General features: G+C 37.7%; 23 protein-coding genes. 13 read left to right on the plus strand and 10 right to left on the minus strand.

The window, feature by feature from the left end:
• Positions 1 to 10: 10 nt before the first annotated feature.
• From ACY0M5_RS13315 to ACY0M5_RS13325, 3 genes are read right to left on the minus strand one after another with little or no spacing between them, the layout of a single operon-like run.
• Positions 11 to 1,297 carry a glycoside hydrolase family 57 protein gene (locus ACY0M5_RS13315; protein ID WP_461629471.1) on the minus strand — a complete coding sequence of 429 codons (1,287 nt, stop codon included), beginning with the start codon at positions 1,295 to 1,297 and terminating at the stop codon, positions 11 to 13.
• 4 nt (positions 1,298 to 1,301) lie between these two features.
• On the minus strand, positions 1,302 to 2,612 hold the full coding sequence (locus tag ACY0M5_RS13320) for a glycosyltransferase (protein WP_124993689.1): 1,311 nt from the start codon (positions 2,610 to 2,612) through the stop codon (positions 1,302 to 1,304).
• A 7-nt stretch (positions 2,613 to 2,619) separates the two neighbouring features.
• Complete coding sequence (locus tag ACY0M5_RS13325) at positions 2,620 to 4,554, minus strand: glycogen debranching enzyme N-terminal domain-containing protein (RefSeq protein WP_124993690.1); 1,935 nt, start codon at positions 4,552 to 4,554, stop codon at positions 2,620 to 2,622.
• 1,502 nt (positions 4,555 to 6,056) lie between these two features.
• Between ACY0M5_RS13325 and ACY0M5_RS13330 the strand changes: the two genes are divergently transcribed.
• From ACY0M5_RS13330 to ACY0M5_RS13355, 6 genes are all read left to right on the plus strand, one after another.
• On the plus strand, positions 6,057 to 6,716 hold the full coding sequence (locus ACY0M5_RS13330; RefSeq protein ID WP_124993691.1) for a hypothetical protein: 660 nt from the start codon (positions 6,057 to 6,059) through the stop codon (positions 6,714 to 6,716).
• A gap of 396 nt (positions 6,717 to 7,112) precedes the next feature.
• On the plus strand, positions 7,113 to 7,334 hold the full coding sequence (locus ACY0M5_RS13335; RefSeq protein WP_461629472.1) for a hypothetical protein: 222 nt from the start codon (positions 7,113 to 7,115) through the stop codon (positions 7,332 to 7,334).
• 80 nt (positions 7,335 to 7,414) lie between these two features.
• Positions 7,415 to 7,864 (plus strand): hypothetical protein, encoded by a 450-nt coding sequence (locus ACY0M5_RS13340; protein WP_156196469.1) that lies wholly within the window; start codon positions 7,415 to 7,417, stop codon positions 7,862 to 7,864.
• 190 nt (positions 7,865 to 8,054) lie between these two features.
• Complete coding sequence (locus tag ACY0M5_RS13345) at positions 8,055 to 9,389, plus strand: MutS-related protein (RefSeq protein ID WP_461629473.1); 1,335 nt, start codon at positions 8,055 to 8,057, stop codon at positions 9,387 to 9,389.
• A 389-nt stretch (positions 9,390 to 9,778) separates the two neighbouring features.
• Positions 9,779 to 10,405 (plus strand): hypothetical protein, encoded by a 627-nt coding sequence (locus tag ACY0M5_RS13350; protein WP_461629474.1) that lies wholly within the window; start codon positions 9,779 to 9,781, stop codon positions 10,403 to 10,405.
• A 40-nt stretch (positions 10,406 to 10,445) separates the two neighbouring features.
• Positions 10,446 to 10,772: a hypothetical protein gene (locus tag ACY0M5_RS13355; RefSeq protein ID WP_101308565.1), complete on the plus strand. Its 327-nt coding sequence runs from the start codon at positions 10,446 to 10,448 to the stop codon at positions 10,770 to 10,772.
• Positions 10,773 to 11,094: 322 nt separating this feature from the next.
• Here the strand turns inward: ACY0M5_RS13355 and trpA are convergent, their stop codons facing one another.
• The 7 genes from trpA to ACY0M5_RS13390 form a co-directional block, all read right to left on the minus strand.
• On the minus strand, positions 11,095 to 11,844 hold the full coding sequence (gene trpA, locus ACY0M5_RS13360; protein ID WP_461629475.1) for a tryptophan synthase subunit alpha: 750 nt from the start codon (positions 11,842 to 11,844) through the stop codon (positions 11,095 to 11,097).
• A gap of 111 nt (positions 11,845 to 11,955) precedes the next feature.
• The gene (gene trpB, locus ACY0M5_RS13365; RefSeq protein ID WP_461629476.1) at positions 11,956 to 13,137 is read right to left on the minus strand and encodes a tryptophan synthase subunit beta; all 1,182 of its coding nucleotides are present in this window, start codon (positions 13,135 to 13,137) and stop codon (positions 11,956 to 11,958) included.
• A complete protein-coding gene (locus ACY0M5_RS13370) occupies positions 13,124 to 13,765 on the minus strand; it encodes a phosphoribosylanthranilate isomerase (protein ID WP_461629477.1) in 642 nt (213 codons plus the stop codon). Before ACY0M5_RS13370 ends, trpB begins: the two co-directional genes overlap by 14 nt.
• 91 nt (positions 13,766 to 13,856) lie before the next feature.
• Positions 13,857 to 14,648 carry an indole-3-glycerol phosphate synthase TrpC gene (gene trpC / locus ACY0M5_RS13375; RefSeq protein WP_461629478.1) on the minus strand — a complete coding sequence of 264 codons (792 nt, stop codon included), beginning with the start codon at positions 14,646 to 14,648 and terminating at the stop codon, positions 13,857 to 13,859.
• Positions 14,649 to 14,650: 2 nt separating this feature from the next.
• Entirely contained in the window at positions 14,651 to 15,643 is a 993-nt protein-coding gene (gene trpD / locus ACY0M5_RS13380) for an anthranilate phosphoribosyltransferase (protein WP_461629479.1), read from the minus strand.
• A 41-nt stretch (positions 15,644 to 15,684) separates the two neighbouring features.
• Complete coding sequence (locus ACY0M5_RS13385) at positions 15,685 to 16,254, minus strand: anthranilate synthase component II (protein WP_461629480.1); 570 nt, start codon at positions 16,252 to 16,254, stop codon at positions 15,685 to 15,687.
• 3 nt (positions 16,255 to 16,257) lie between these two features.
• Positions 16,258 to 17,658 (minus strand): anthranilate synthase component I family protein, encoded by a 1,401-nt coding sequence (locus tag ACY0M5_RS13390; RefSeq protein WP_461629481.1) that lies wholly within the window; start codon positions 17,656 to 17,658, stop codon positions 16,258 to 16,260.
• A gap of 946 nt (positions 17,659 to 18,604) precedes the next feature.
• Between ACY0M5_RS13390 and ACY0M5_RS13395 the strand changes: the two genes are divergently transcribed.
• The 7 genes from ACY0M5_RS13395 (at position 18,605) to ACY0M5_RS13425 (ending at position 26,010) form a co-directional block, all read left to right on the plus strand.
• A complete protein-coding gene (locus tag ACY0M5_RS13395; protein ID WP_461629482.1) occupies positions 18,605 to 19,759 on the plus strand; it encodes a pyridoxal phosphate-dependent aminotransferase in 1,155 nt (384 codons plus the stop codon).
• 19 nt (positions 19,760 to 19,778) lie between these two features.
• Positions 19,779 to 20,678: a prephenate dehydrogenase gene (locus ACY0M5_RS13400; protein WP_461629483.1), complete on the plus strand. Its 900-nt coding sequence runs from the start codon at positions 19,779 to 19,781 to the stop codon at positions 20,676 to 20,678.
• 169 nt (positions 20,679 to 20,847) lie between these two features.
• Complete coding sequence (locus ACY0M5_RS13405) at positions 20,848 to 21,933, plus strand: bifunctional 3-deoxy-7-phosphoheptulonate synthase/chorismate mutase type II (protein ID WP_124993706.1); 1,086 nt, start codon at positions 20,848 to 20,850, stop codon at positions 21,931 to 21,933.
• 86 nt (positions 21,934 to 22,019) lie between these two features.
• A complete protein-coding gene (gene aroB / locus ACY0M5_RS13410; RefSeq protein WP_461629484.1) occupies positions 22,020 to 23,054 on the plus strand; it encodes a 3-dehydroquinate synthase in 1,035 nt (344 codons plus the stop codon).
• A gap of 20 nt (positions 23,055 to 23,074) precedes the next feature.
• A complete protein-coding gene (gene aroA / locus ACY0M5_RS13415; protein ID WP_124993708.1) occupies positions 23,075 to 24,352 on the plus strand; it encodes a 3-phosphoshikimate 1-carboxyvinyltransferase in 1,278 nt (425 codons plus the stop codon).
• Between the two features lie 174 nt (positions 24,353 to 24,526).
• Entirely contained in the window at positions 24,527 to 24,976 is a 450-nt protein-coding gene (locus ACY0M5_RS13420) for a 2-thiouracil desulfurase family protein (RefSeq protein WP_461629485.1), read from the plus strand.
• Between the two features lie 53 nt (positions 24,977 to 25,029).
• The gene (locus ACY0M5_RS13425) at positions 25,030 to 26,010 is read left to right on the plus strand and encodes a chorismate synthase (protein WP_461629486.1); all 981 of its coding nucleotides are present in this window, start codon (positions 25,030 to 25,032) and stop codon (positions 26,008 to 26,010) included.
• Positions 26,011 to 26,013: the final 3 nt, after the last annotated feature.

Genomic DNA, 26,013 nt, shown 5'->3' on the forward strand with positions numbered 1-26,013 from the left:
TTTTAAACGATTAGTTTTTAAGTTCGCTCAGTTCTCTTTCATATCTGGCAATTAACTCATCCTTTTGTAAAATCTGATATTGCAATTCTTCAGGATCAAGAGCTAAACCGTCTTTTAGAATTTTCAAACGAATCTGAAAATCACTTAACACATTCATGTAATTGATAAAAGCATCGTAAGGTGAGCTGTATGGATTAAAATAAGAATGAACATCACCATCTGAAGCAAACTTGGTGCACATGTAGTAAAAATGATCGCTTGCCTGTAAGTATTTCCAATCCTTATTGATTCGATCATCATTTACAGCTGCAACATCGTCACGTAATGCATATAATTTTCGAAAAGCTTCATCCTGAAGTTTGTTGCCCAGCCATGCCGACAAATCACGCTCTTCATCTGCCCATGAAATTGCATTAGGCACATGCGCTTGGGCAATTGGATGAAATTCAGAAGCAAGCTCAGAAGGCGTTGCAAATTTATATTTCGATTTCGAAATAACCTCCTGAGGAAGGTGAGCTAAGAATTCAAAAATTCCAGATTTCTTCTTCTGATGTTCACCGAAGGTTTCATAATCCATAAATATATTTACAAAATCTTCTTTATCATCCATTTCATTCAACCAACCAACAAATTTAGTTGTTGTTAACGGCCATTCCTTCCATCCTTCAGATGAAAACCGGAATGAAATATCATCACTTAGTTTATAATTACGCATTAAAACTTTTAACTTGGGATTGATTGCGTTGCAGTACAAATAATTTGGACTCTTCCAACCCAGAATGTGCTTGGCTCCTTCTGTTAGAATTGCCTTATACCCCATTTTAGAAACCATTTCTCCAATTTCGTCCGAATAAATCATTTCTGTGTTTCTAAATACAGATGGCCGAACTCCAAAAAGAGCTTCTATTTTATTGCTGTGACTTGTAACTTGCTGAACAAACTCCTCTTTATTGATTAATGAAGCAAGAGAATGAGAATAAGTTTCTGCTAAAAACTCAACATCTCCCGTTTTGGCCAGATCTTTAAAAGTATCAATAACTTCCGGTGCATATTGCTCGAGTTGATCCAAGGCAATACCCGTGATAGAAAATGATATTTTAAACTTGCCTTTATTGTTTTTTAATAATTCCAAAACAATTTTATTTGCAGGCAAATAACACTCATCTGCAATTTTTCTCATGATCGACTCATTGGTATAATCATCGTAATAGTAGTGATCATTGCCAATATCAAAAAACCGATATCTTTTTAAACGTAAGGGTTGATGAATCTGAAAATATAAACAAAGTGCCTTCATAATCTTATTTTTTTTCTAATGGTTCGAATAATTTGATTGCGGAAACATAGACATCATGAACATTGACAGCCGCTTTGGCCCACTTCAAATTATCCACTTCCTCTTTACCCTCTTCCTTAAAAACTTTCGAAAGAGCTTCATATTTAATAATTCCGTAAATGGCATCGGCCATAGCATCAATATCCCAATAATCTACCTTTACAGCATGAGTCAGTATTTCTGAAACTCCTGATTGCTTCGATATAATAACCGGTACATTTGATTGCATCGCCTCCAAGGGAGATATCCCAAATGGCTCAGATACAGAAGGCATTACATACACATCACTTAAAAGGAACATATTAAACACATCATCTCCCTTTAAAAATCCCGTAAAATGAAACTTATCACTTATTCCCAATTGAGCGGCCCGGTCTACCATTTCCTCTAACATATCCCCACTGCCAGCCATTACGAACCGCACATCATTTGTTCTTTTCAAAACCTGATAAGCTGCTTCAACAAAATATTCCGGCCCTTTCTGCATAGTTATCCGCCCTAAAAAAGTCACTACTTTTTCTTTTACTCCTTTTTTAATTTTAAGCTTTTCTTCCATTGAAACAGGTTCAACAGCATTGTAAACAGTAACCACCTTATTGGGATCCTGTCCATATTTTTCGATCACAATATTGCGGGTCAAATTGCTCACAGCAATAATTTTATCAGCGGCATCCATTCCCTTTTTTTCTATCTCGTAAACCTTTGGATTTACATTTCCTCCACTTCTATCGAAATCGGTGGCATGTACATGAATTACCAATGGTTTTCCCGACACCTCTTTTGCAGCTATCCCTGCAGGGTAACAAAGCCAGTCATGTGCATGAATCACATCATGTTCATGATCTGCAGAAATTGATGAAGCAACAAACGCATACTTATAGATTTCTTCCATAAGGTCGGCACCGTACTTTCCGCTAAATTCCAGTTTCCCCTCCTTATCAACTTTAATCAACTTATTTTTTCCATACAAATCCTGACTCCTAAACGTATAATATTCATCAGGATCATTATAGGGTACCAATTGCGATTCCACCTCCAGATAGGTGTGCTGAGATTTAAATTTTTCGACATGAGACTGAACTTGTCCAATAGTTACCGAATTGGCACCAACCAGGCTCATTGTACTCTGATCTTCGTCACCGTGTGCTTTTGGGACTACAAAAACAATATCTAAATCATCAATTTTTGCCAAGCCTTTAGTTAATCCGTAACAAGCCGTACCCAATCCGCCAGAAATATGAGGTGGAAACTCCCACCCAAACATTAAAACTTTCATAGTAAGACTATTTTAAAAATGATTCATTAAACATTTTATTCACTCTAATAACTTCTGCTACACTCAACGCATAAGAAGTAGCCTCATTTGGCTTGTGGGGCGGATTTCCGCTGTAAATTTCAGATACAGTGCCAACTCCATGCTCGAGCAAACAGTCTTCAAATACAGCCAACCATCTTTGAATCTTAGTCTCACCCCCCAATTTGTAAAGCTTTAAATAAGCTTCAGAAAAATGTCCGATCAACCAAGGAAAAACAGATCCATAGTGGAAAGCCTTATTTCTCTCTTCCTCGTTTCCTGCAATCACACCTACATATTCATGATTTTTAGGCGAAAGCGTTCGCAAGCCTCTTGGTGTTAACAGCTCCTTCTCAATTACATCCAGCACACCTTTCTTCTGATCGTCGGAAAGACAGGAATAGGGCAGCGATACTGCAAATAATTGATTGGGGCGAACAGCCCAACTCTTATGAGTATCGTCTACATAATCGGCCAGATACGTTTTGCTTTCATCACAAAAGGTTTCAATAAATGATTCTTTCAAATTTTCTTTAACACCTGACCATTCCGCGACAAACTCTTTGTCTTTAGCTTCCCCTGCCATTTCCAATGCAAAACAAATGGCATTGTACCAAAGCGCATTAATCTCAACAACATACCCCATGCGTCGATTCAAACAAAGCCCATGATGCTTAATATTCATCCAGGTTACCCCTTGCTCTGTTATCCATAGCATTCCATTTTCATGCATGCTGATGGCCAAGTTCGATCCATATTTATAGTACTGCAATATCTCCTTAATCTTTTTGCTGTGTTTTTTCCAAATCTCCTTCCTGTCTGCACCAGCTTCAATGTATTTTTGCAGCGTCCAAAATGACCATAAAGGAACATCAACCGAAAACCTTCCTCCATTAATAGCCGGATCCATTGAAAAGCGATTGCAAACCCGCTTAAATACCGTATTAAATACATCCAGAAAAGTCTTCTGATCGCCTCGTGCCAAAGTCAATCCCGGCAAGGACAAATAGGTATTTCGTTCGCTGGTACTAAACCAAGGGAAACCATTAATAATTCCTGTTCCCTGACCATTCTTTGAAAAGAACTGTACCGCTGAATTTTCCAGACAATTTTCAAAACTATCACGGATCACCCTCTTCTTTATTTCAGAAGTAAATTGTTTGGATATTGCATCGGGGGAAATCTCTTTTGTACCGGCCGAGAATACTATTGATTCTCCTTTTTTAATATTCATCTCAAAATACCCGGGAACAAACAAATCCTCATGACAATCGTATCCTCTTTTCTTTTCTTCCTTGTACTCCACATTGTAATACCAATCGGGCACATGAACAAACTCTGATTCTACAGAAGTCTGCATGTATAGATATGGGAAATCCTGATACAAACGTATTTTAACTCCATTATTAACGACTTCTGATCTGGTATTGGCATCCAAATTTGCTTTGGTTAAGGAATGAATGTTCCTAAAAGCCAAAAAAGGTTGTAATCGAAGTGTTGTTGGAGAATTAGCCTCGAGCAAAGTATACCGAACCAAAACACGTTGTTCTTTTTCAACCAAAAGAAGTTCCTTTCTTAAAATCACACCCCCTACACGGTAGATTATTGTAGGAGTTGGATCCATGATATATTCACGCACATACTTGTTTCCTTTCGGACTGTATTCGCCTGGAAATTTATGGATTCCCAAATTAAAAGGAGCATCATGCTGAATTATTGTTTCATCCAAGGAAGATAACAACACATGATTATCTCCACCAAAATGATCTATTGGACATATTAACAGTCCGTGATATTTTCGTGTGTTGCAGTTAATAATAGTTGAACTGGCAAAAGAGCCAGCACGATTGGTTCTAATGTATTCTTTTTTTAAAGAATACTCGGTATTTACCAATTGAGCCTTATCAAACTTGAGATAGTCCATACGCAAACGATGTTATGATTGATTTACAAATAATTAGACAACAATCTTATCATAAAAAAAAGTTGGATTTTCATTAAAGTTATCGATTTTATTCCGAATAATAGCGCCTTTCAGTCCTTTTTTATATTATTTTAATATGAATTTTCTGTTCATTCATAATACAATTAACATATTCTTTTTTTCATCATTTTTCATGCAAACGCTGCCGAACAGAAAAAAATATATTTACAACGTTATAAATGCTTTAAATGGTTCAAAATCTGAACTTTTAATGAAAAGTTGTCTCCTTAAATATTTCACAGTAAAAACGTTACCCGCATTACAGATTTTTTTCTTCAATCAATGAAATTGTATCGTTTTTCTTAACCAATCCTTGAGTAAAAACACTCCTCTGTCCTTCAACCCGAAAACTTTCGGGATACTCTTAACAAAGGGAGACAAATTTGAGGCTGCCGGGACGCTGCTTGTAAGAACTCCTTTTTGTTCCTCCTCCCCACTTTCTCACTTGTTGTTTCCGGTTTATCTGTGCGCCATCAGTTTTGGGTTTACCAATGGCGCTCAATTGCAAACTTGCTCCGGAATACTTTAAACTTATGGCGGAACACTTCAGACTTACGCCGGAACGCTTCAAACTTGTGGCGGAACACTTCAGACTTATGCCGGAACACTTCAAACTTATGGCGGAAAGCCTCAGACTTGTACCAACAAAACAGAGGCTTGTTTGGTAACTGTTCAAATTAAAAACAGACAAACATAAATTGCAGAATTTAAATCAATCACACACATTCAACTACCACAAATCCAATATTATTGGGCTCACATCTGTCGGTTTCCATTGTTTAATTCTTAACTGCGAACTACAAGCCTGCATTGGTGTGCGGTATACAAAAAATCCACTCACATTGCCGCAAGTGGGTTGTTGTTTTGCTATTATTTCTTTTTCATTCCGATTCTCTACCCCTAAATCCCCTGAAGAGGACTTTCATAAACACTACCAAAAGCCCCTTTTGGGATTTGGGGTAAATAATTAGGAATGATTGGACTGCTCCGGTGGAGAACAAGTATATTCGTAAATAAAAAAACTTTTTACGGTATTTTTATTCCTGCACAAGCCAATCATTATGTATTCAGTAAGTTGAAGTTGCAGTAAACACTCGCTCTTGCGGATTTTGAAAAACAATTGGAAACAATCAAATTTTATGAGTTAAGTAGTTTTTTATGGGTAAAAAAATAAAAATGCATCTGTAAAAGCTGACTAAAAACACTTTTACAAAGGAAATAAACACGAATACACCTCCCTTTCTGAAAATTATCCTGATCATTATGCAAATCATCTAATTTGAATGGTACGCCTTGCAACAAGTATTTTTTATCGAAAAAATAAATACACATTTCTATTTTATGATTACATTCGGTGGCCAATGAGTAAACACAGCATTTTTTGAGATACAAAAGAGTTTAAGATGTTTTTAGTTGAGAACAAATTGACCTAATAATAAATAATGAAATACGACAAAAGCAAATACAAAATATGGGACTGGAAAAGTCCGGTAATTTTACATTGGATTATTAATCCTGGAGTAGTTATTAGTGATTTATTTTTAGGACAAACAATGCCTAAGGTAATGCTGATAGAACGTGAAGGGAATAAGCCTTTGTTTCAGCGCTCGTTTACTCCATGTCCGCACTGTGGCGAATTGCATTCTGCTGTTAAATATTCAGCTCAAAATAAAACTGCAGCAAAAAATTGGTATGGTTTCTATTGCGACAAGTGTACCGAAATAATTCCGGCACAGCGAAATTTAACATCCTTACTGGTGCTGCTGGTGACTTTCCCTTTGTGGGGTTGGTTTGCGAAAACACTAAAGCAAAAATGGTTGAACAAACAACCGGAAAGATATAAAAACCTGAATCTTGATTTCAGGGAAGAAAAAAACACAACAAAAAACTGGTTGAAGTTTGGCCTTAGCTGGGGACTATTGATGTATATAATTACAATTTTAATAATGCCACTTATTAATCAAGCTGAAATTACTCAAAGGAGTTTATTAACAGGAATTCCATTGTGGTTAATTGGTGGCCTTGCTTGGGGATATACCATGAAGATATGGATGAACAAAAAAGGAAAAGCTAATAAAAAACTCACTAGTACGATAAACTAACAAAAACCATTCAACCCAAATACTAAACTAAAAATTATGAGTAAAAAACAGATTGACAAATTGATGCACAGCCTATTGGCTATTTCTAGTATTTTAATGTTGCTTGGAGCTTTTTTTAAACTACAGCACTACCCATATGGGGACTTAATACTTTCGACTGGCATCTGGTCAAGTCTTGTAATAGGCACTATTGAGATTAGTCACCTAAAAAAGATTAGAAAAAGAAGCTTCAAAATCTAATTAGACAAACAAATATGTGGTAACAAAATCGAAATTATCATGGCCTTTGATCCCGATGCATCGGGAAAAATTTAGCACAAGAAATAAATACCAACAATTCCGATCAACCATTAAAAACCATTTACCCCAAACAGTAGCTTAAAAAAAAACTCAAAAATGAAAAACGACAAAGCACTCCGAATTTTCCTGATGCTATTTTGCATCTTTTTACTTTCTCTTATTTTCACAGTATTCGACATGTCATTTAGCGATGTCAACTCTACTCCTTACAATTTGGGTTATGCTGTTGGTGTTGCTGCTAGAAATATGCTTAAGATTTTGGCAACTCTGGCTATTGTGAAAATGGTGTATGTGAAGATGAAGGCTGTTAGTGAATAAGCGAAAAATTAATTATTGAAATAGACATGGTTGTGTTTATTTATGACTTGCGCTACATGCTAAAAAGGAATTGAGAATATATGATTAAGAGTGGTAATTTAGAAGCCGATGAATTAGGAATAAATATTCTAAAAAATGGAATAATGACTGAACACATTGATTATTCTCAAATTGAACATGCTGAAATTAAAAGAGAATTCAGAATTAAAAATTGGATAATCACACTGCTAATAGGAATTCTACTACTAACTATTTCCAACCTTTGGTTATTTGACTTTTTTTCAGATTTCGAATACAATCCGCAAAACTATACTGAAAGCATCAGACTTCCATGGATGATACTCATATCACCAATAATCATCGGATTTATGAGTATTGGTATAATTGTATCTGCACTAAAACGAACTATGATACTATATCTTTTTATGAATAAAGAACATCGAAGAATTCTTTTAATGGATCTAGATAAAGAGGAAAAGCTTAATGAACTGTATTCTTTTCTTGACGATAGGATTGTGATTTCAAGGTAAGAAGCACAGCGATATAACACAAACTCAATGATCATGGGCATCGATTCCGACACATCGGAAAAAGTAACTCTTGATATGACCGATAAAGGAATAAGGGATAAGATAAAACTGCTGATGACAAAAGTAAAATTCTCATAGGAATTGAGGAGCCATTTGAAAATTTAGCGCAATTAATAAACACAAGAGAACCATGACAAAATTCAGCACTGATAAACAAACTTTAATTGATCTAAATATTTTCCCTCAAGCTAAAGGAGATTTATCAGTCTTTGATTTTTACAATTCAACCAAGACCAAAGGCGGCAGAGATGAGTTAGAAAAAATGATTCGAACTCCCTTGAATGACTTGGAAGAAATAAATGCCAGGATTTCTGCCATAAAATACATTTGCAATAATCCGGTTGAGTGTGAACTTGACAATGAATATCTAGACTTTATTAAGCATTATCTAAATCAAAACACTCTTATATTAAAAGATAATTTTTTGAATTCGATAGAGTCCTGCATTTCCTATCAAATAAATCCAAGCAACGAGTATTATATTATCCTTAAAGGACTTGAGTTTCTTAAGAGTCATTTGAATATTTTATCTGATTATTTAAAAGCTATCGATAAATCTGACATGCCTGAATTCTTTAATCAGCTATTGTTGGAATTTGAAGGGATTACAAAATCAGCAGAATTCAAGCTGTTTATAAATCCCCCGAAAGGGAAATTTACTTTCCGGCAAATCAATCAATTTGATTTCTTAATCAGATCCCAGAAAAAGGAAGAAATAAAAAGGGTTCTGCAACTCTCCTATCAGCTTGATGCATATTTATCAATTGCGAATACATCAAAAATTAAAGAATTAGGGTTTCCCATTCTAACAAAAGCGCCCAAACCCTATTTAAAAATAGATGGCTTTTTTCACCCCTTTATTGCCTCACCAATAAGAAATGATATTGAGCTGGCAGATCATAAAAACCTTTGTTTTGTTTCGGGAGCAAACATGGCAGGAAAATCGACTTCATTAAAGGCTGTTGGCTTATGTGTTTATCTTGCTCACGTTGGATTTCCAGTACCCGCCAGAGAAATGGAAGTATCTTTGTTTAATGGATTGTATTCTACCATTAATATCTCCGATGATATAAATAAAGGCTATAGTCATTATTACAGCGAAGTTAGAAGAGTGAAAGATATTGCCTTACAAATTAAAGAGAAGAAAAAAGTATTGGTGATTTTTGATGAATTATTTAGAGGAACAAATGTTAAAGATGCCTTTGATGCCACATTAATGGTATCCAAAGGCTTCACAAAAATAAAGGATTGTCTCTTTTTTATATCGACTCATATTGTTGAAGTTGCCCAGGAGCTTGAAAAATTAGACAGTGTTGATTTTAAATGTTTTGAATCGCACTTAATGGAGGGAAAGCCAATTTATAATTACAAATTGATTAATGGAATATCAACAGAACGATTGGGTGTAACGATTTTAAAAAATGAGAAGATAATGGAAATAATTGATCAGATCTTAAACGTTTAACCAAATACACAACTACAAAAGAAATCGGCAGGAAGCAATAAAGAATAATCTAATTGTATGCCGCAAACAAATGAAAAATGATTTTACCTGGCAAGATCCTTTTTCGCACTCTACAGCAGTACAATCAAAACTCATCTGATAAAACAGCTCTTTTAGGTTTAAAATCAGGTCATAACCTGACAAGGCCATACCCATCCATACTTAATACAAATTATCACACTTCTGCTGCTTTACTTTATTAATCCAATACGATATTTTGTTTATCTATTTTTCTTTTGATAAATTCGGCCATTAATTTATTTATGCAGAACATAAAATATCATTATTACTGCTAATTAACAAAGGATGCATACAGTGGTTTGCAATTAATAAAATCTGCTCATGCATTCATGACAAATACTGATTGTAATCAAAACTATGCAACTGCACAAACAAAAATGAGATATAAATTTAAGATCAAACAAATAGCATTTTTTGCTCTAATAATTATTTCCTTCGTTAGTGGCTGTAATTATAATTCTGAGAAAAATATTGACAAAGTCAGTAAACTATTACCAAACGGAAAACATTTAATGGTCGAAAAGACCAATGAAGAAACCACAGCCATAGGTATTTTCACAAAACATGATTATGGAACAACCCACCAATTCTCCTATAAATTCTCAATAGACGATGGTGATGTAATTTGGGATGGTGGAAGTGGAGAACCAAAAAATATTCTTTTTTGCGAAGACACAATCTACATCCGTTATCTGGCTAATAAATACATACAGGTGGAATCGACTGATTCCATAAACAACACAAGTAAATATGATTATCATTTTGAAATAAAAGAAGTATTTCAAAAGCATATCGATAAACGCTATTTTTTCAAGCTTTTGGGTGATGATTATTGGGTAGACATTTTACCCGAAGATTATGCCTGCAGAAAGATATCTTGTGATGAATATCCCATCCCAAACAACTGTGAATTATCATTACCACCAGTCACTAAAGAAGCTGGTATCAAGCAATAAAGAATAATCTAATTACAAATCAAACTTAACACCCGAAAAAATGGACGATACACTACTAAGCATTTTACCAAGCCTGTTATTTATTATTCCTCAGATAATAATTGTTGTTGCCTGCATTATAAATCTAAAGAAGAAAAGCGCGAGTGGAATATTGGTGCTAATTGGTGCAGGAATTGGCTTACTGACAACACTGTTTTACAATCTTGCTATTCCCATCTTATTTCAGGTATTTGATACAAATATATATTCAGATAACACAATTATATTCAGCTTAATAACTGGGATATCATTTATTGGTTCAATGCTTTTTGCAATTGGTTTGTTACTTTTAATTCAGGAAAAAGTAAAGCTTCAGCAAAGCCTGTAATTTTCTACAAAACTCACGAACAAAAAGAAAGGATCTTGCCGGGCAAGATCCTTTTTTCGTACGTTACAGCAAATTACAATTCATAGAATCAAGTCAAACCCTGACATGAACAGCTCGCTTACAGTCAGAGCCTGACCAGCCTGAAATTTTAAGCAGTAATCTATTTAAAGTCCTATTGAGCAATCCCGATGGCTCGTACGTTTACAGAATAAAGTTATAGGATTCATTTATACTCTGATCAGAATGACATTAAGTTAGAGCATGACAAGCTTAGAATGACAATGAGATTGAACTTTTCAGACAACACCTTCATTCTCATACTTTACAGCAGTGAGTCTACAAATTCGGAAGCCGTACCGCTGGTTAGCGCCTTTATAAATGCGGTGCCAATAATTGCTCCGTTCGAAAAACCGGAAGCATGCTGAAAGCTTGCCTTGTCGTGAATTCCAAATCCAATGAGGGAAGGAATATCCAGACTTGCCACCTTTTTAAAGTAATCTTCCCTTTCGGTACTTTGCTCCAAAGCGCCGCCTGTTGTCGCCGAGGATGAAACCATATATAAAAATCCTTTGGCAGCTTTTTCTATTTTCGCCATTCGCTGGTCAGTAGTCTGCGGAGTTACCAGCAGAATGTTATACACGCCGTGCGATTCAAACTTTGCTTTGAATTCCTCTTCGTACTCTTCCAAAGGCAAATCGGGCAGAATCACCCCATCAATGCCACAGTTTTGGCAATCTGCCAAAAAAGCATCCACACCATATTTAAAAATAACATTCCAATAGCCCATTAATATCAAAGGCATTGTAATGCTGTGGCGAACATTCTTTAGCTGCTCAAAAAGCAGTTTCAGGCTCATTCCCTGATCCAAAGATTGCTTTGCTGCAATCTGAATGACAGGTCCGTCGGCCAATGGATCGGAAAATGGGATTCCAATTTCTACCAAATCAACCCCTTTGTCCTGCAAAAGCTGCAGGTTGGGTACGGTGTCGTTCAAGTTTGGATATCCGGCAGGAAAATAGATGGATAAGATATCCTTTCCTTTATTTTGAAATAATTGATCTATACGGTTCATATGTTTTCAAGTTATGAATTATGAGTTATAAATGATAAGTGAACTGTATTCATCCACAAATCTTTCCCTTGCTCACTTACTTCCTAATTAATAATTTTTAATTCATCATTATTAAATGTTTTTTATATAGGTTTCCATGTCCTTATCGCCTCTTCCTGAAAGATTCACGACTACCACATCGTCTTTATCAAAGGTCATTTGCTCCAAGGCAGCTAAAGCGTGAGCCGATTCCAGAGCGGGAATAATTCCTTCGGATTGTGCCAGTATCATAGCGGCATCCAAAGCTTCCTGATCGGTTACGGATAGAAATTGTGCCCTGCCCGTTTCGGCCAAATGTGCGTGCAAAGGTCCAACACCCGGATAATCCAAACCTGCCGAAATAGAGTAAGGTTCCGTAATCTGACCATCTTCATCCTGCATCAGCATGGTTTTACTGCCGTGAATAAAACCAATATCGCCAATGGTTATGGTTGCTGCTGTTTCGCCACTGCTAACACCCAAACCGGAAGCCTCTACAGCTACCAATTTTACATCCTCTTCATCCAGATAATGATAAAAAGCACCGGCGGCATTGCTGCCACCACCTACACAGGCAATCACGTAATCAGGATTCGGGTTACCGGTCTCTTTAGTCAACTGCTCGCGAATTTCTTCGGATATGATCGACTGCAAGCGGGTTACCATGTCTGGATAAGGATGCGGCCCAACCACCGAACCAATCAAATAGAATGAATTCGGGTTGGCAATCCAGTCGCGGATGGCCTCGTTGGTGGCATCCTTCAAGGTCTGATTGCCCGAAATGGCAGGAACAACCTTCGCGCCCAGCATTTTCATACGAGCCACATTTGGTGCCTGACGTTCGATATCCAAGGCGCCCATATATACAATGCATTCCAATCCAAACAAAGCACAAACGGTAGCCGTTGCCACACCATGCTGCCCTGCTCCTGTCTCAGCAATGATCCGGGTTTTACCCATGTATTTGGCAATTAGAATCTGCCCAATGGTATTGTTGATTTTATGTGCGCCGGTATGCGTTAAATCTTCCCGCTTCAAGTAAATATTGGTGCCGTAACGCTTCGATAAATTCCCTACTTTAGTCAGTGGTGTTGGCCGTCCAACATAGTTATCCAACAATCGCTTATAATCCTTCTGAAACTGCTCCGAATTGATAATCTTCAGGTAGTTTTCGCGTAATTCATCAACATTTGCACGTAACAATTCAGGAATATAAGCACCTCCAAATCGCCCGTAGTAACCACGCTTATTTACTGCATATTTATTTTTGCTCATCATTAGTTTGTCTTACTGATTTTAAAAACTCTTCTACTAACACCACATTCTTTACTGCAGGACTTTGTTCAAATCCTGAATTTATATCCAAGCCAAATAGTTTGGAATGTTGAAAGGCTTTTACTGCCTCAAGGTCATCCATTCCAATTCCTCCGCTCAGAAAAAAAGGAGTTTCACCTTTGTATTTTTTTAAGATTTGCCAATTGAACTTTTTACCGCTTCCGCCATAAGAATCTGATTTTGTATCAAACAGGAAATAATCACAAGTTTTATGATAGGCCTCCAACAATTCAAACTGGAAGGCCTCATTCAACTGGAAGGCTTTAAACACCTCAAATCCAGATCCTTTTACCAACTGACATTCTTCAGGACTTTCGTCTCCATGCAACTGAATTACATCGAGTTGGTATCTCTTCGCCAAAGTCAGAATCTTTTCGGAAGCTTCGTTTACGAAAACGCCGGCTTTACGGATTTGCAAAGGAATCATCTTCGTAATTTCGGCATCAAAATCGTCTCCAACGTAACGAGCAGATTTTGAATAAAAGATAAAGCCCATATAGTCTAATGGCAATACCATCAACTCCTTAACATTACTTTTATCACGAAGACCGCAGACTTTAATTTTCATTGTTTTTTATTTAATTGCCGTAATGTACAAACAGGTCATGTTGTTCAACGCATCATTCGAATGCACCATTCGGACACACCATGGCGTGTCCCTACAGATTCGATATAAATTGACGACAGGTTAAACCCGGTTGTTCTGTTTTCATGAAATGTTCTCCCATTAAAAATGCCTGAAAACCATTTTCCCTCATCTTCTGCACAACCTCAGGGCTGTCCAAACCGCTTTCGGCTACGCGAATCATGTCTTCGGGTAATTTGGCCGCCAATTGAATTGATCGATCGGTATCTACCGAAAAATCTTTCAGGTTCCGGTTGTTGATCCCCACCAAATCGACAAAGCGGTTCACATGCTTCAATTCTGATTCATCGTGCAGTTCAAGCAATACTTCCATACCCAGATCCTTTGCAATAAAGGCAAAATCCTTGCATCGCTGCGGACTCAATATAGCAGCAATCAATAAGATTACATCTGCTCCCATTGCTTTCGATTGGTAAATCTGATAAGCATCGACTATGAATTCTTTCCGAAGCAATGGAATACTTAACGTCTTGCGGGCCGTACTAAAATCATCTGCCTTTGCACCAAAAAACACCTCATCAGTTAGTACCGAAACCATCGAAGCACCCGCTACCTGATACGATTTGACCACATCCTGGGGTTTTGCTGTTCCGTTAATCACTCCCTTCGAAGGCGATTGACGTTTGAATTCTGCAATCACACCCGAAGCACCTTTCCTGGTGATTGACTCTTTGGCTGAGAAACAAGTACGTTTGAAATTCTCCTGCTCCATCAATTGAAAAATGGGCATCTGTTCTTTCGCAACAGCTACTTCAGCCAATTTTTGCTGCACAATCTTGTCTAATATATTTTGCTTTGCATTCATGCCTAATTTCCTTTTGTCAGTTTCTTCAATACCTCATACGAATTTCCCGAAAGCAAAGCTTCTTCTGCTCTTGCAACGGCATCAGCCCTGCTGATTTCAGGATGCAGACAATGAATTGCCAGACCTGCATTGATCGTAACTACCGAGTTTTGAGCGTAAGTTCCTTTTCCTTTAAGGATATCGACAAAGATTTTCCCTGCTTCCTCTACGGTTTCGCCGCCATACAATTCTTCCGGATTCAATTTCCTTTTTCCAAATGCTTCCGGCTCCAACAGCTCTTCCATCTGGTTGCCAATCAATTTCACTTTTCCGGTCAGGGAAACCTCATCGTACCCATCAATTCCATGAATGATTGTATAACTGGAATCTGTTTCCTGCAATAAATACTGATACAAACGGGCCAGTTCCAAATCGAAAACCCCGACAATCTGATTCTTTGGCCGAGATGGATTTACCAAAGGTCCTAACATGTTGAAAAAGGTACGAACCCCTAAATCGCGACGAATTGGCGCTATATTTTTCATGGCCGGATTGAATAAAGGAGCGTGTAGAAAGCAAATTCCTGCTTTATCCAGATCCCGTTTCAAATCCTCTTCCTTATTTTTAAACTGATAACCCAAGTGCTCAATCACGTTAGACGATCCGCAAAAAGAAGAAACACCGTAATTTCCGTGTTTGGTTACTTTTTCTCCCGCCCCGGCCACAACAAATGAAGCTAAGGTTGAAATGTTAAAGGTGTTTTTTCCATCGCCTCCGGTTCCGCACAAATCAACGCCGTTGTATTCCGACAGATCAACAGGAATACACAATTCAAGAAGAGCTTCTCTAAATCCTGTTAATTCTTCAACAGTAATGCTTCGCATCATAAATACCGTTAAGAAGGACGTAATTTGAAATTCGTTAAAATTCCCTTTTGTAATCTGAATTAAAACCTCTTTCGCTTCCTTTCTTTTTAAGGTTTTGTGTTCAAATAAGTGGTGAAGTATATTTTTCATTGTTTTTATAGATTTGAGATGTGAAAATTGAGATATTAGATTTAAGAATTTAACCAGTTTTCAATCATTTTCAGTCCATTAGGAGTCAAAACCGACTCTGGATGAAACTGAACACCCTGCACATCATATTCCTTGTGGCGGATTCCCATGATCTGTCCTTCTGCATCTTCGCAGGTAACCAGTAGGCAATCCGGCAAATTCTCTTTGGTTACATTCCATGAATGATATCTTCCTGCCGTAAACTCATGATCGATTCCCTGTAAAACACCTTTGTTATCATCTGTTCGGAAAACCGAAGTAGCCACACCATGATATACTTTATCCAAATTCTCAATGCTCCCGCCAAAAACCTCAGCAATTGCCTGTTCTCCCAAACAAATGCCTAATATCGATTTAGTGGCAGCGTATTCGCGGATCACATCTTTTAAAATGCCTGCTTCATCAGGAATCCCTGGTCCAGGCGACAATAGTATCTTATCAAACTTAGCTACCTCTTTCAAATCGATTTCCCGGTTTCTGTGCACCTCAATATCCTTTGCGCCTAAGTTTCGCAAATATTCCACCAAATTATAGGTGAAGGAATCGTAATTATCTAAAACTAAAATCTTCATATCCTATATATTTTGTGCCAGTTCCATTGCTTTTCGCAAGGCTGCCAATTTGTTACCCACTTCGTTTAACTCGTTCTCCTCTTTCGATTTTTCAACCACTCCGGCTCCGGCCTGAAAATACAGCTGATTGTCCTTGCTCATAAAACTTCTGATCATGATTGCCTGGTTGACTTCCCCGTTAAATCCCAGAGAACCAATACAACCGCCGTAAAAACCTCTTGCCGTTGGTTCGTATTCATCAATCAACTGCATAGCGCGGTATTTTGGTGCTCCCGATAAGGTTCCCGCAGGAAATGTATCTCCCATTAACTGAAAGGGATTGTAGTCATCGGGAAGTTCACCGGAAACCTTGGATACCAAGTGAATTACATGCGAAAAGTACTGCACCTCGCAAAAGGTTTCTACTTTTATATTTTGTGCATCGTGGCTCAAATCATTTCTGGCCAAATCGACCAACATCACATGTTCTGCCTGCTCTTTTTCGTCTTTCAACAACTCCTTAGCCAATTCAGCGTCTTTCAGGGCATCACCGGTTCTTCTGAATGTTCCGGCAATCGGGTGAATGTACGCCTTCTTGTTTTTAATTTCAATCTGCGCCTCGGGCGATGATCCCATAATCCGGAACGATCCGTAATCGAAATAAAACAAGTAAGGCGATGGATTAACTGACCGCAGAGCACGGTACAAATTAAAATCATCACCTTTGTAAGCTTGTGAAAACTGACGGGAAAGAACAATCTGAAAAACATCACCTCTTTTGCAGTGCTTCTTACCCAAAGTCACCATTTTTTTATAGGTTTCATCGTCCATATTCGATTGCTCCTCACCTTCCAGCGAAAAAGTAAAAGCCGGCAGATTTCTATTTCTCAATAAATCAGAAACTTCACGTATTCTGGAGTCATCTCCGTTTTTCACCAATTCAATAATCTTTAATGTATTGTTGAAATGATTTACCTCAATGATGAATCGATAAAGAGAATAGCACATTTGCGGAATACCCGACTGTTTTTTGTCCAAATTAAAATCCAAATCCTCGAAATAAGGAACTGCATCGTAAGTTGTGTAACCAAAAAGTGCATTTGCCTTGGGTACATTTTCCTTTCCTTCCAGATCAAATTGATTCACAAAGTTTTTTAACTTGCCCGAAACAAAGCGTTTGCCTTTGCCTCTGGCATCAAAAATTTCCTTTTTGCCTTCCATCTCTTCAATCAACTGCCCATCTTTTAAAGTGATGCTGGCAATTGGTTCCAAAGCAATGAAAGAACTGGCATTTTCAGGACTGTGGTAATCCGAACTCTCCAACAATATTGCACCCGGAAACCGATCTCTCAATTTCAGATACATACTCACCGGAGTAATTACGTCGGCAAGTAATTCTTTTTTTAGGTATTTAAACTTTATCATTTGGTTGTTAGTTAAATTCGATTCAAAAAAAAACGGCCTACTGAGTATCAGTAGGCCGTTTGCTATGTTCTTAACTATATTTTAGGAACTAAATTTTGCACATACGGGGGTCACCTCTGCTCTGGTTTTGAGAGTTTGTAAATGTGCCACCACCAATATTTGCTATTCATTCCAATCATATTTCTTTTTTTTCTTCCTACAAATCTAATTAATAATTTATTCAAATTCCAAATCTAAATTCACAATTTATCCAGCTCTCAAGAGAGATCAGTTAAACTTTTCCTTTAAAACAAAGACTTACAGCCAATATTATTTTTTTTATTTAAATTTTACCAACCCAATCCAAACGCCATCATCACTCAACACCACCCCAATTCACAATAGGGTGTTGCATGCAAAAAGCTCAAATTATCTTACACACCCCCTATTTTACCTCAATTAATCAAATTATAATATTTTTCTAATTATTTATCAAAAAAGCTCAAATTGCCTGATTTCACTATACCTCCAAACAAATACACCAATAGAATTCAAACGTTAGCATTTCCTTAATTCTAAAAAATAGATTTGCAGGATAAGAAATAATTCCTACATTTGGTGCAGACAATAATGAAACAATTGATTATTACTATGAAATCATTCAGTACTTTCTTTTATTATTTTTGGTATTTCTATTATCCACAACGATAAGGGCAAGAATTGATATGTAACAACTCGAACAGATACATTTAAAGGTCTTGCCCAACAGGTAAGACCTTTTTCATATAAAAATTACAATGAACAATTCAGGATTGGCATTTCGATATTATTATTTTTATTTCTGGCACAACAACAACCGGGCGGGATGCCTTATACCTAATTTTAAATAAAAAGTATAACAAAAATCCTGTTCAAAGCGAGCAGGATTTTTTTTTGAAACAGAACCAAAATTTTAACCACAAGAATAATGATTCAACCAGCAAATAGAACCCAAGGAGTTAAAGAGTACTATTTCTCAGTAAAACTGAAAGAGATAGCTAAGCTAAACGAAGGTGAAGTAAAAGTTCTCAATCTGGGAATAGGTGATCCGGACATGTCTCCTTCGGAAGATACCTGGGGAATGCTTAAGGAAGCCTGTTCTCATACAAAAAGTCACGGTTACCAATCGTATCAGGGAATACCGGCTTTGCGAGAAGGATTCGCAAAATGGTACAAAAACTTTTTCGATGTAGATTTAAATCCGGCTAACGAGATATTGCCCTTAATGGGATCGAAAGAAGGAATCATGATTACTTCACTGGCTTATTTGAATGAAGGCGACGAAGTTTTAATTCCAAATCCGTCCTATCCTACTTACACATCGGTAACCAACCTGCTGGGCGGAAAAATTGTTTCTTATCCATTGGTTGAAGAGAATAATTATCATCCTGATTTCGATGCTCTTGAAAAAAGAGATTTAAGCAAGGTGAAAATCATGTGGATCAACTATCCTCATATGCCAACCGGAGCAAGGGCAAGCAAAGAATTACTCGAAAAAGTGGTTGCTTTTGGCAGAAAATACAAAATATTGATTGTTAATGACAATCCTTACAGCTTTATTCTTAACGATTCTCCGATGAGTATTATGAGCATTGAAGGAGCAAAAGATTGCTGCATCGAGTTAAACTCTCTAAGTAAGTCGCACAATATGCCGGGCTGGAGAGTTGGAATGATTTGCGGAAAAGCAAAAATGCTGGAACCTGTATTGAAAGTAAAAACCAATATGGATTCCGGGATGTTTTATCCGGTTCAGCAAGCTGCTGTTAAAGCCTTGGCTCAGGATCAAAGCTGGTACGACTCCATCAATAAAGTATACAAAACCAGACGGGATTTGGTTTTTAAGCTGATGAATCTGATTGAGTGTTCTCCTAGAGAAGATCAGGGCGGAATGTTTGTTTGGGCTGCAATTCCTGAAAAATACAAGGATGGCTACGAACTAAGTGATAAAGTGCTTAAGGAATCAAAAGTATTTATCACTCCTGGTGGAATTTTTGGAGATCAGGGAGATAAATACATTCGTATTTCATTGTGCAGCAATGAGGCAGTAATTGAAGAAGCCATTAATAGAATTAAAGAAAATTAGAACAGAAAAATTCGAAGCAATGATACTATCAGTAATAGGATTGGGATTAATTGGAGGATCGATAGCTCTTGATTTGAAAAAAAGAGATTTTGTCAGCAAAGTGATTGGAGTTGATAACAACACTCTTAATGCTCATGCTGCTAAAAAATTAGGCCTCGTTGATGAAATTCAGGATTTAAAAAGTGCAGTACAATCATCAGATCTGGTTGTTTTAGCGATTCCTGTTGATGCTTGCTTACGAGCATTACCAAACATTATGAATCTAATAGATCATCAGATTGTTACTGATTTAGGATCAACAAAAGAACAGTTGATAGAGTCGGTTGCAAATCATCCGAAAAGAAATCAGTTTGTACCTGCTCACCCTATGGCGGGAACTGAATTCTCAGGACCACAGGCAGCTCATTCAGGATTGTTCGATGGAAAATGTGCCATTATATGTAACCCCGAAGATTCCGATAAAAAAGCAGTAAAGCTGATCACAGAAATGTTCCATTGCCTAAGAATGAGGTGTGTATTTATGGATGCTGAAGTGCATGACAGACAAACGGCTTACGTTTCTCATTTATCACACATTAGTGCTTTCGCTTTATCGTTAACGGTGTTGCACAAAGAAAAATCGGAAAAACACATTTTTGAATTGGCGAGTGGTGGATTTGATTCTACTGTTCGATTGGCAAAGAGTTCGGCCGAAATGTGGACACCAATTTTTCAACAGAACAAGAAAAACATTGGAAAAGTGCTTCAAAAATACATCAATACCCTTCAACAGTTTAAAGATTTAATTGAGGAAGACGATTTGAATGGTGTTAATGATTTAATATTTGAAGCAAACGACATCAGAAGGGTTCTTGATCAGAAAGAAAAGAACGAAAAAGAAACGATAGAGAACACAGAGAAGATTAAGCACAGAGCTTAAACAAGGAAAAAGTGACAAGGAAAAAGAAAAAGGAAGAAAGGTGAAATTAAAGCTTATTCCTTATAAAAGAGTTTTAGGCTAAAAACCAAAAACACATAGTTCAGAATATCATTTAAGTAAAAAACCATATTTTTAATCACTCAGAAAAGAGTAAAAAAAACAGTATACAATGAAGAATTTGGAAATTAAGGATCTAAGCAGCTGGCCGGTTGACGTTAGTACCCGCCCAATGGTTATTGCAGGACCTTGCAGCGCAGAGACCGAGGAACAAGTGATGGATGCAGCAAGAGGAATTAAAGCTGCAGGTATTCCAATTTTCCGCGCAGGAATCTGGAAACCACGTACCCGTCCAAACAGCTTTGAAGGAATTGGCGCAAAAGGATTAATCTGGCTGCAAAAAGTAAAAGAAGAATTCGGATTGATTACAGCTACAGAGGTAGCCAACGCCCGTCACGTTGAATTGGCTTTGGGTGCAGGGGTTGACATTTTATGGATTGGCGCAAGAACCACAGTTAATCCATTTGCTGTTCAGGAAATTGCTGATGCATTGCGCGGTCATGACATTCCTGTTTTGGTGAAAAATCCAATCAATCCTGATTTGGAGCTTTGGATGGGTGCAATTGAGAGACTGCATGCTGTTGGATTAACCAGATTAGCTGCGATTCACCGTGGATTTTCGACCTACCAAAAATTGAAATACAGAAATGATCCTCAATGGCAAATTCCTATCGAATTGAAAAGAAGAATGCCACAGCTTCCTATCTTTTGCGACCCTAGTCACATTACAGGAGATCGTGACCTACTTGAAGAAATCGCTCAAAAATCGATGGATTTGAACTACGAGGGATTAATAATTGAATCGCATTGCAAACCCGAAGAAGCATGGAGTGATGCCAAGCAACAATTAACCCCTGTCGCTCTTCAGGAACTTTTAGCTAACTTGGTACTTCGTGATCCTGAGGCACCAAATGAATTGGTTGACAATACTCTTGGCGAATTAAGACATTTAATTGATGATTTCGATCAAAAATTACTGGAGTTATTAGAGAACCGCATGCAGGTAGCCAAAACAATTGGTCACTACAAGAAAGAAAACAACATCACCGTTTTACAAAACAAACGTTGGGGAAGTATTCTGGAAAAAAGCATGGAAAATGGTAAGAAAAAAGGCTTTAGCGAACAATTCATTAACAGCTTATTCAAAGCGATCCATCAGGAATCGATCAACCAACAGGAAGAAATAATGAACTCGTAACAAGAGACAATAAGATTTTAGATATGAGAAGTGAGATTTTTTCTTTCTCATATCTATTATCTCATTTCTCACATCTCTTTTGACAAATGAAGACCATACACATCGAAAAGCAAAACAGCAGTATTTTTGTAGGAGAATCTTATCTAAATATTAAGAACTACCTGCCGGAAAAAAAATGCTTTCTAATTTGCGATGAGAACATTTACCGGCACTACTCCGAATTCATCAATCAATTCGATTATATCGTAATGGGTTGTGGCGAAGGAAACAAAAACTGGCAAACTGCAGAAAAGATCATTGATCAGCTACTTGAAAGAGGTGCTGACAGAAATAGTTTTCTGTTGGGAATGGGCGGTGGTTTGGTTTCTGATGTAACAGGTTTTGTGGCTTCTATTTTTATGCGGGGGCTTGAATTTGGTTTCATCAGTACATCCCTGCTGTCTCAGGTTGATGCCAGTGTTGGCGGAAAAAACGGAATCAATTTTGGCAAACTGAAGAACATGATTGGCATTTTCAATCCTCCAAAGTTTGTGATTTGCGATCCGGTATTGCTTAAAACCTTGCCCAAACGTGAAGTAAGAAGTGGGTTTGGTGAAGTAATTAAGCATGCTTTTATTAAAGATGAAGACCTTTATAACTTCCTGAATGATAACTGTGAGGCACTTCTGAATTTAGATCCGAATTTGATGGAAAACTTGGTTTACAGAGCAGTTTCAATTAAGACTGAGGTTGTTGAAGGTGATCCTTTTGAAAAAGGCGAACGCAAAAAGTTGAATTTCGGTCACACCATTGGTCATGCTATTGAGAATAATTCAGATTTAACTCATGGCGAAGCGGTATCAGTTGGTATGAATTTAGCCTGCCAATTGTCTCAGGAATTGTGTGAACTAAGCGATGTTGATGCGAAAAGAGCCAATGACTTATTGCGAAAATTTGAATTGCCTCTGGATCATGACGTTTCCGCAGATATGATTAATCAATATCTGATCAAGGACAAAAAGAAAAACCGATCGGCCATTGATTTTATTCTACTCAAAAAAATAGGAGAAGCCACAATTGTCACCCTTCCTATTGAAGAACTTAAAACCAAGGTGATTGCACTTTGTGCCAATCCTAATTAACCACATTAATACCCAAAATTATGAGAGTTCGAATTCAATCCTCAACCATTAAAGGAAGATTAACGCCTCCTTCCTCGAAAAGCATGATGCAAAGAGCTTTAGCCGCTGCAATGTTGGCGAACGGAAACTCTGTAATTCACAATCCCTGCAAATGTGAAGATGCTGATGCAGCAACAGATATCATTCAGCGGATGGGTTCGGTAGTCACCAAAAAGGAAAATTCGGTAGAAATCACTTCCAAAGTAAGCGAAGCTCCCAAAAGCATTCATGTTGGAGAATCCGGACTTTCGTTACGAATGTTCTCTCCCATTGTTGCACTGAAGCCGGAAGAAATGGAAATTACGGGAACAGGCAGCATCCTAAAAAGACCCGTTCATAATATTATAGAAGGATTAGAAAATTTGGGGATTGAATGTGAAAATCCCGGCAAGGGATTCTTGCCCATCCGCATAAAAGGCGGCTACAAAAGTAACTTTGCGAAAATTGACGGATCGCTTGGATCTCAATTCCTCACGGGTCTTTTAATGGCTCTGCCCTTGCGAAAAGAAGATACAACACTGAAAGTGAAAGATCTAAAAAGCATTCCTTATATCAATATGACTCTCGATTTAATAAAGCATTTTGGTATTGAAATAGAACATGAGAATTACGAGAACTTTCAAATAAAAGGAAATCAAATTTATCAACCAACAGAATACACAATTGAAGCCGATTGGAGTTCTGCAGCTCCTCTTTTAGTTGCCGGAGCATTGAAAGGAATTGTAACACTGGAACACATGAATCCGGATTCTTATCAGGCCGATAAGGCAATTTTGGATGCCTTGCAAAAATGCGGCGCTTCCATTGCATGGGAAGGAAACAATTTAACGGTTGAGAAAAAAGCTTTAAATGCCTTTGATTTTGATGCCACACATAGTCCTGATCTTTTCCCTCCTTTGGTGGCTTTGGCCTGTCACTGTGAGGGAGAAAGCAGAATTAAGGGAGTTCACCGATTAGAGTACAAAGAAAGTAATCGTGGCTTAGTGCTGAAGAAAGAATTTTTAAAGCTTGGAGTCCCGATTCGCATCGAAGGTGATGAAATGATCATTCCTGGTGGCAGAGTAAAAGGAGGACTGGCAAAAAGTAATAATGATCACCGCATTGCCATGGCTCTGGCCGTAACAGCATTGGCATCACCAAGTCCTATTGAAATAGGTCAGCATGAGTGTGTTGCCAAATCATATCCTGAATTCTTTACGGATTTACGAAAAATTGGTGGCGGCGTAGCGCAGTTTTATTTCGATAGTCAGTTTGTATAAAACAAAGATAGGGTGTCCGAAAAGTAAAGTTAACTTGAAAACATTATATTGAGCAATCCCGATGGCTATCGGGACGAAACATCTGCTATTCAAACACAAAGATTCTTCGACAAGCTCAGAATGACAATCAATTCAAACTTTTCATCCCCCTTATTCTTACTTAACAGTAAAAAAATGATAATAGTCAGTGCCTGTTTGTCCGGTTGCGAATGCAGATACGATGGAAAAAGCAACGAAGTTCCTGAAATTAAAAAACTGGTTCTCGAAAACAAAGCCATCGCCCTGTGTCCGGAAAATTTAGGAGGCCTTAGTACGCCACGTATCCCTTGCGAAATAGTGAGAATCAATAACGAATTAAAGGTAATTGGCCGGGATCAAAATGATTATACAGCCCAATTTACCAAGGGTGCCGAAATCGCCGCGAATGTGGCAAAAGCCTTACATTGTAAAACGGTAATTTTAAAGGCCAACAGTCCGTCGTGCGGATATGGAAAAATTTATGACGGCAGTTTCACCGGCAAATACAAAGAAGGGAACGGATTTACTGCTGAAATCCTGGCAAAAAATGGAGTACAAATACTGAATGAAGAAAATTTTCATTCGATACTTACCAATGAAAAATAAACATTAGCTATTTTTACTAAATACTAATGACTGGTTACTAATAACGATAATAAATGAACAATTTCGGAAGAATATTTAGACTTAGCATATTTGGAGAATCTCACGGTAAAGGAGTTGGTATCACAATTGATGGATGTCCATCAGGAATTGACCTGACCGATGAAGATCTTTTGCACGATATAAGCCGCAGAAAGTCTGGCGCAAGAGGTACAACCCCAAGAATTGAAGCCGATACGCCCAGCATATTGAGTGGAACCTTCGAAGGAAAAACTACTGGTGCTCCGCTAATCATCCTGTTCCATAACAAAAATACCAAATCGAAAGACTACAGCAATCTGCTGGACAGTCCGCGTCCCGGACATGCTGATTTTGTAGCTCAGCATAAATTTGGCCGACACAACGATTATACCGGAGGTGGTCATTTTTCGGGAAGAATTACTCTTGGGATAGTAGCTGCCGGCGTTGTTGCCAAGAAAATATTAGGCGATGTGCAAATCGATGCCAAACTAACCGAAGTTGGCGGACAAAGCGATTTTGATGCTGCAATTGAAGATGCTTTGCTACAGCACGATTCTGTAGGAGGAATTGTTGAATGCAGAGCCAATAACCTTCCTACCGGATACGGCGAACCCTTCTTCGATTCAGTAGAATCGATGATTTCGCATCTTATTTTTGCGATACCTGCAACCAAAGGAATTGAATTCGGTTCCGGATTCGGCGCAGCAAAAATGAAAGGATCAGAACACAACGATAATTTTATTGATGCCTCTGGAAAAACGGAGACCAATAATGCCGGAGGAATCAACGGAGGAATTACCAACGGAAACGAGCTGGTATTTCGAGTAGCCATAAAGCCAACCTCATCGATTGGCAGAAATCAGAAAACCATGAATTTTGCCAAAGGCGAAGTGGAAGATTTACTGATTGAAGGCCGGCACGATGCCTGCATTGCTTTACGGGTTCCGGTAATTATTGAAGCCGCAACCGCAATTGCATTGGCTGATTTAAAATTGTTAGATAAGGCCAGAAGGTAAACA

The organism is Labilibaculum euxinicum, from assembly GCF_963678175.1.
Taxonomy (GTDB): Bacteria; Bacteroidota; Bacteroidia; order Bacteroidales; family Marinifilaceae; genus Labilibaculum; species Labilibaculum euxinus.

What these genes read in the sequence shown, in the direction of transcription:
- ACY0M5_RS13315 (WP_461629471.1), bottom strand. Translation starts at nt 1,297, where the DNA reads ATGAAGGCACTTTGTTTATATTTTCAGATTCATCAACCCTTACGTTTA.
- ACY0M5_RS13320 (WP_124993689.1), bottom strand. Translation starts at nt 2,612, where the DNA reads ATGAAAGTTTTAATGTTTGGGTGGGAGTTTCCACCTCATATTTCTGGC.
- ACY0M5_RS13325 (WP_124993690.1), bottom strand. Translation starts at nt 4,554, where the DNA reads ATGGACTATCTCAAGTTTGATAAGGCTCAATTGGTAAATACCGAGTAT.
- ACY0M5_RS13330 (WP_124993691.1), top strand. Translation starts at nt 6,057, where the DNA reads ATGAAATACGACAAAAGCAAATACAAAATATGGGACTGGAAAAGTCCG.
- ACY0M5_RS13335 (WP_461629472.1), top strand. Translation starts at nt 7,113, where the DNA reads ATGAAAAACGACAAAGCACTCCGAATTTTCCTGATGCTATTTTGCATC.
- ACY0M5_RS13340 (WP_156196469.1), top strand. Translation starts at nt 7,415, where the DNA reads ATGATTAAGAGTGGTAATTTAGAAGCCGATGAATTAGGAATAAATATT.
- ACY0M5_RS13345 (WP_461629473.1), top strand. Translation starts at nt 8,055, where the DNA reads ATGACAAAATTCAGCACTGATAAACAAACTTTAATTGATCTAAATATT.
- ACY0M5_RS13350 (WP_461629474.1), top strand. Translation starts at nt 9,779, where the DNA reads ATGACAAATACTGATTGTAATCAAAACTATGCAACTGCACAAACAAAA.
- ACY0M5_RS13355 (WP_101308565.1), top strand. Translation starts at nt 10,446, where the DNA reads ATGGACGATACACTACTAAGCATTTTACCAAGCCTGTTATTTATTATT.
- trpA (WP_461629475.1), bottom strand. Translation starts at nt 11,844, where the DNA reads ATGAACCGTATAGATCAATTATTTCAAAATAAAGGAAAGGATATCTTA.
- trpB (WP_461629476.1), bottom strand. Translation starts at nt 13,137, where the DNA reads ATGAGCAAAAATAAATATGCAGTAAATAAGCGTGGTTACTACGGGCGA.
- ACY0M5_RS13370 (WP_461629477.1), bottom strand. Translation starts at nt 13,765, where the DNA reads ATGAAAATTAAAGTCTGCGGTCTTCGTGATAAAAGTAATGTTAAGGAG.
- trpC (WP_461629478.1), bottom strand. Translation starts at nt 14,648, where the DNA reads ATGAATGCAAAGCAAAATATATTAGACAAGATTGTGCAGCAAAAATTG.
- trpD (WP_461629479.1), bottom strand. Translation starts at nt 15,643, where the DNA reads ATGAAAAATATACTTCACCACTTATTTGAACACAAAACCTTAAAAAGA.
- ACY0M5_RS13385 (WP_461629480.1), bottom strand. Translation starts at nt 16,254, where the DNA reads ATGAAGATTTTAGTTTTAGATAATTACGATTCCTTCACCTATAATTTG.
- ACY0M5_RS13390 (WP_461629481.1), bottom strand. Translation starts at nt 17,658, where the DNA reads ATGATAAAGTTTAAATACCTAAAAAAAGAATTACTTGCCGACGTAATT.
- ACY0M5_RS13395 (WP_461629482.1), top strand. Translation starts at nt 18,605, where the DNA reads ATGATTCAACCAGCAAATAGAACCCAAGGAGTTAAAGAGTACTATTTC.
- ACY0M5_RS13400 (WP_461629483.1), top strand. Translation starts at nt 19,779, where the DNA reads ATGATACTATCAGTAATAGGATTGGGATTAATTGGAGGATCGATAGCT.
- ACY0M5_RS13405 (WP_124993706.1), top strand. Translation starts at nt 20,848, where the DNA reads ATGAAGAATTTGGAAATTAAGGATCTAAGCAGCTGGCCGGTTGACGTT.
- aroB (WP_461629484.1), top strand. Translation starts at nt 22,020, where the DNA reads ATGAAGACCATACACATCGAAAAGCAAAACAGCAGTATTTTTGTAGGA.
- aroA (WP_124993708.1), top strand. Translation starts at nt 23,075, where the DNA reads ATGAGAGTTCGAATTCAATCCTCAACCATTAAAGGAAGATTAACGCCT.
- ACY0M5_RS13420 (WP_461629485.1), top strand. Translation starts at nt 24,527, where the DNA reads ATGATAATAGTCAGTGCCTGTTTGTCCGGTTGCGAATGCAGATACGAT.
- ACY0M5_RS13425 (WP_461629486.1), top strand. Translation starts at nt 25,030, where the DNA reads ATGAACAATTTCGGAAGAATATTTAGACTTAGCATATTTGGAGAATCT.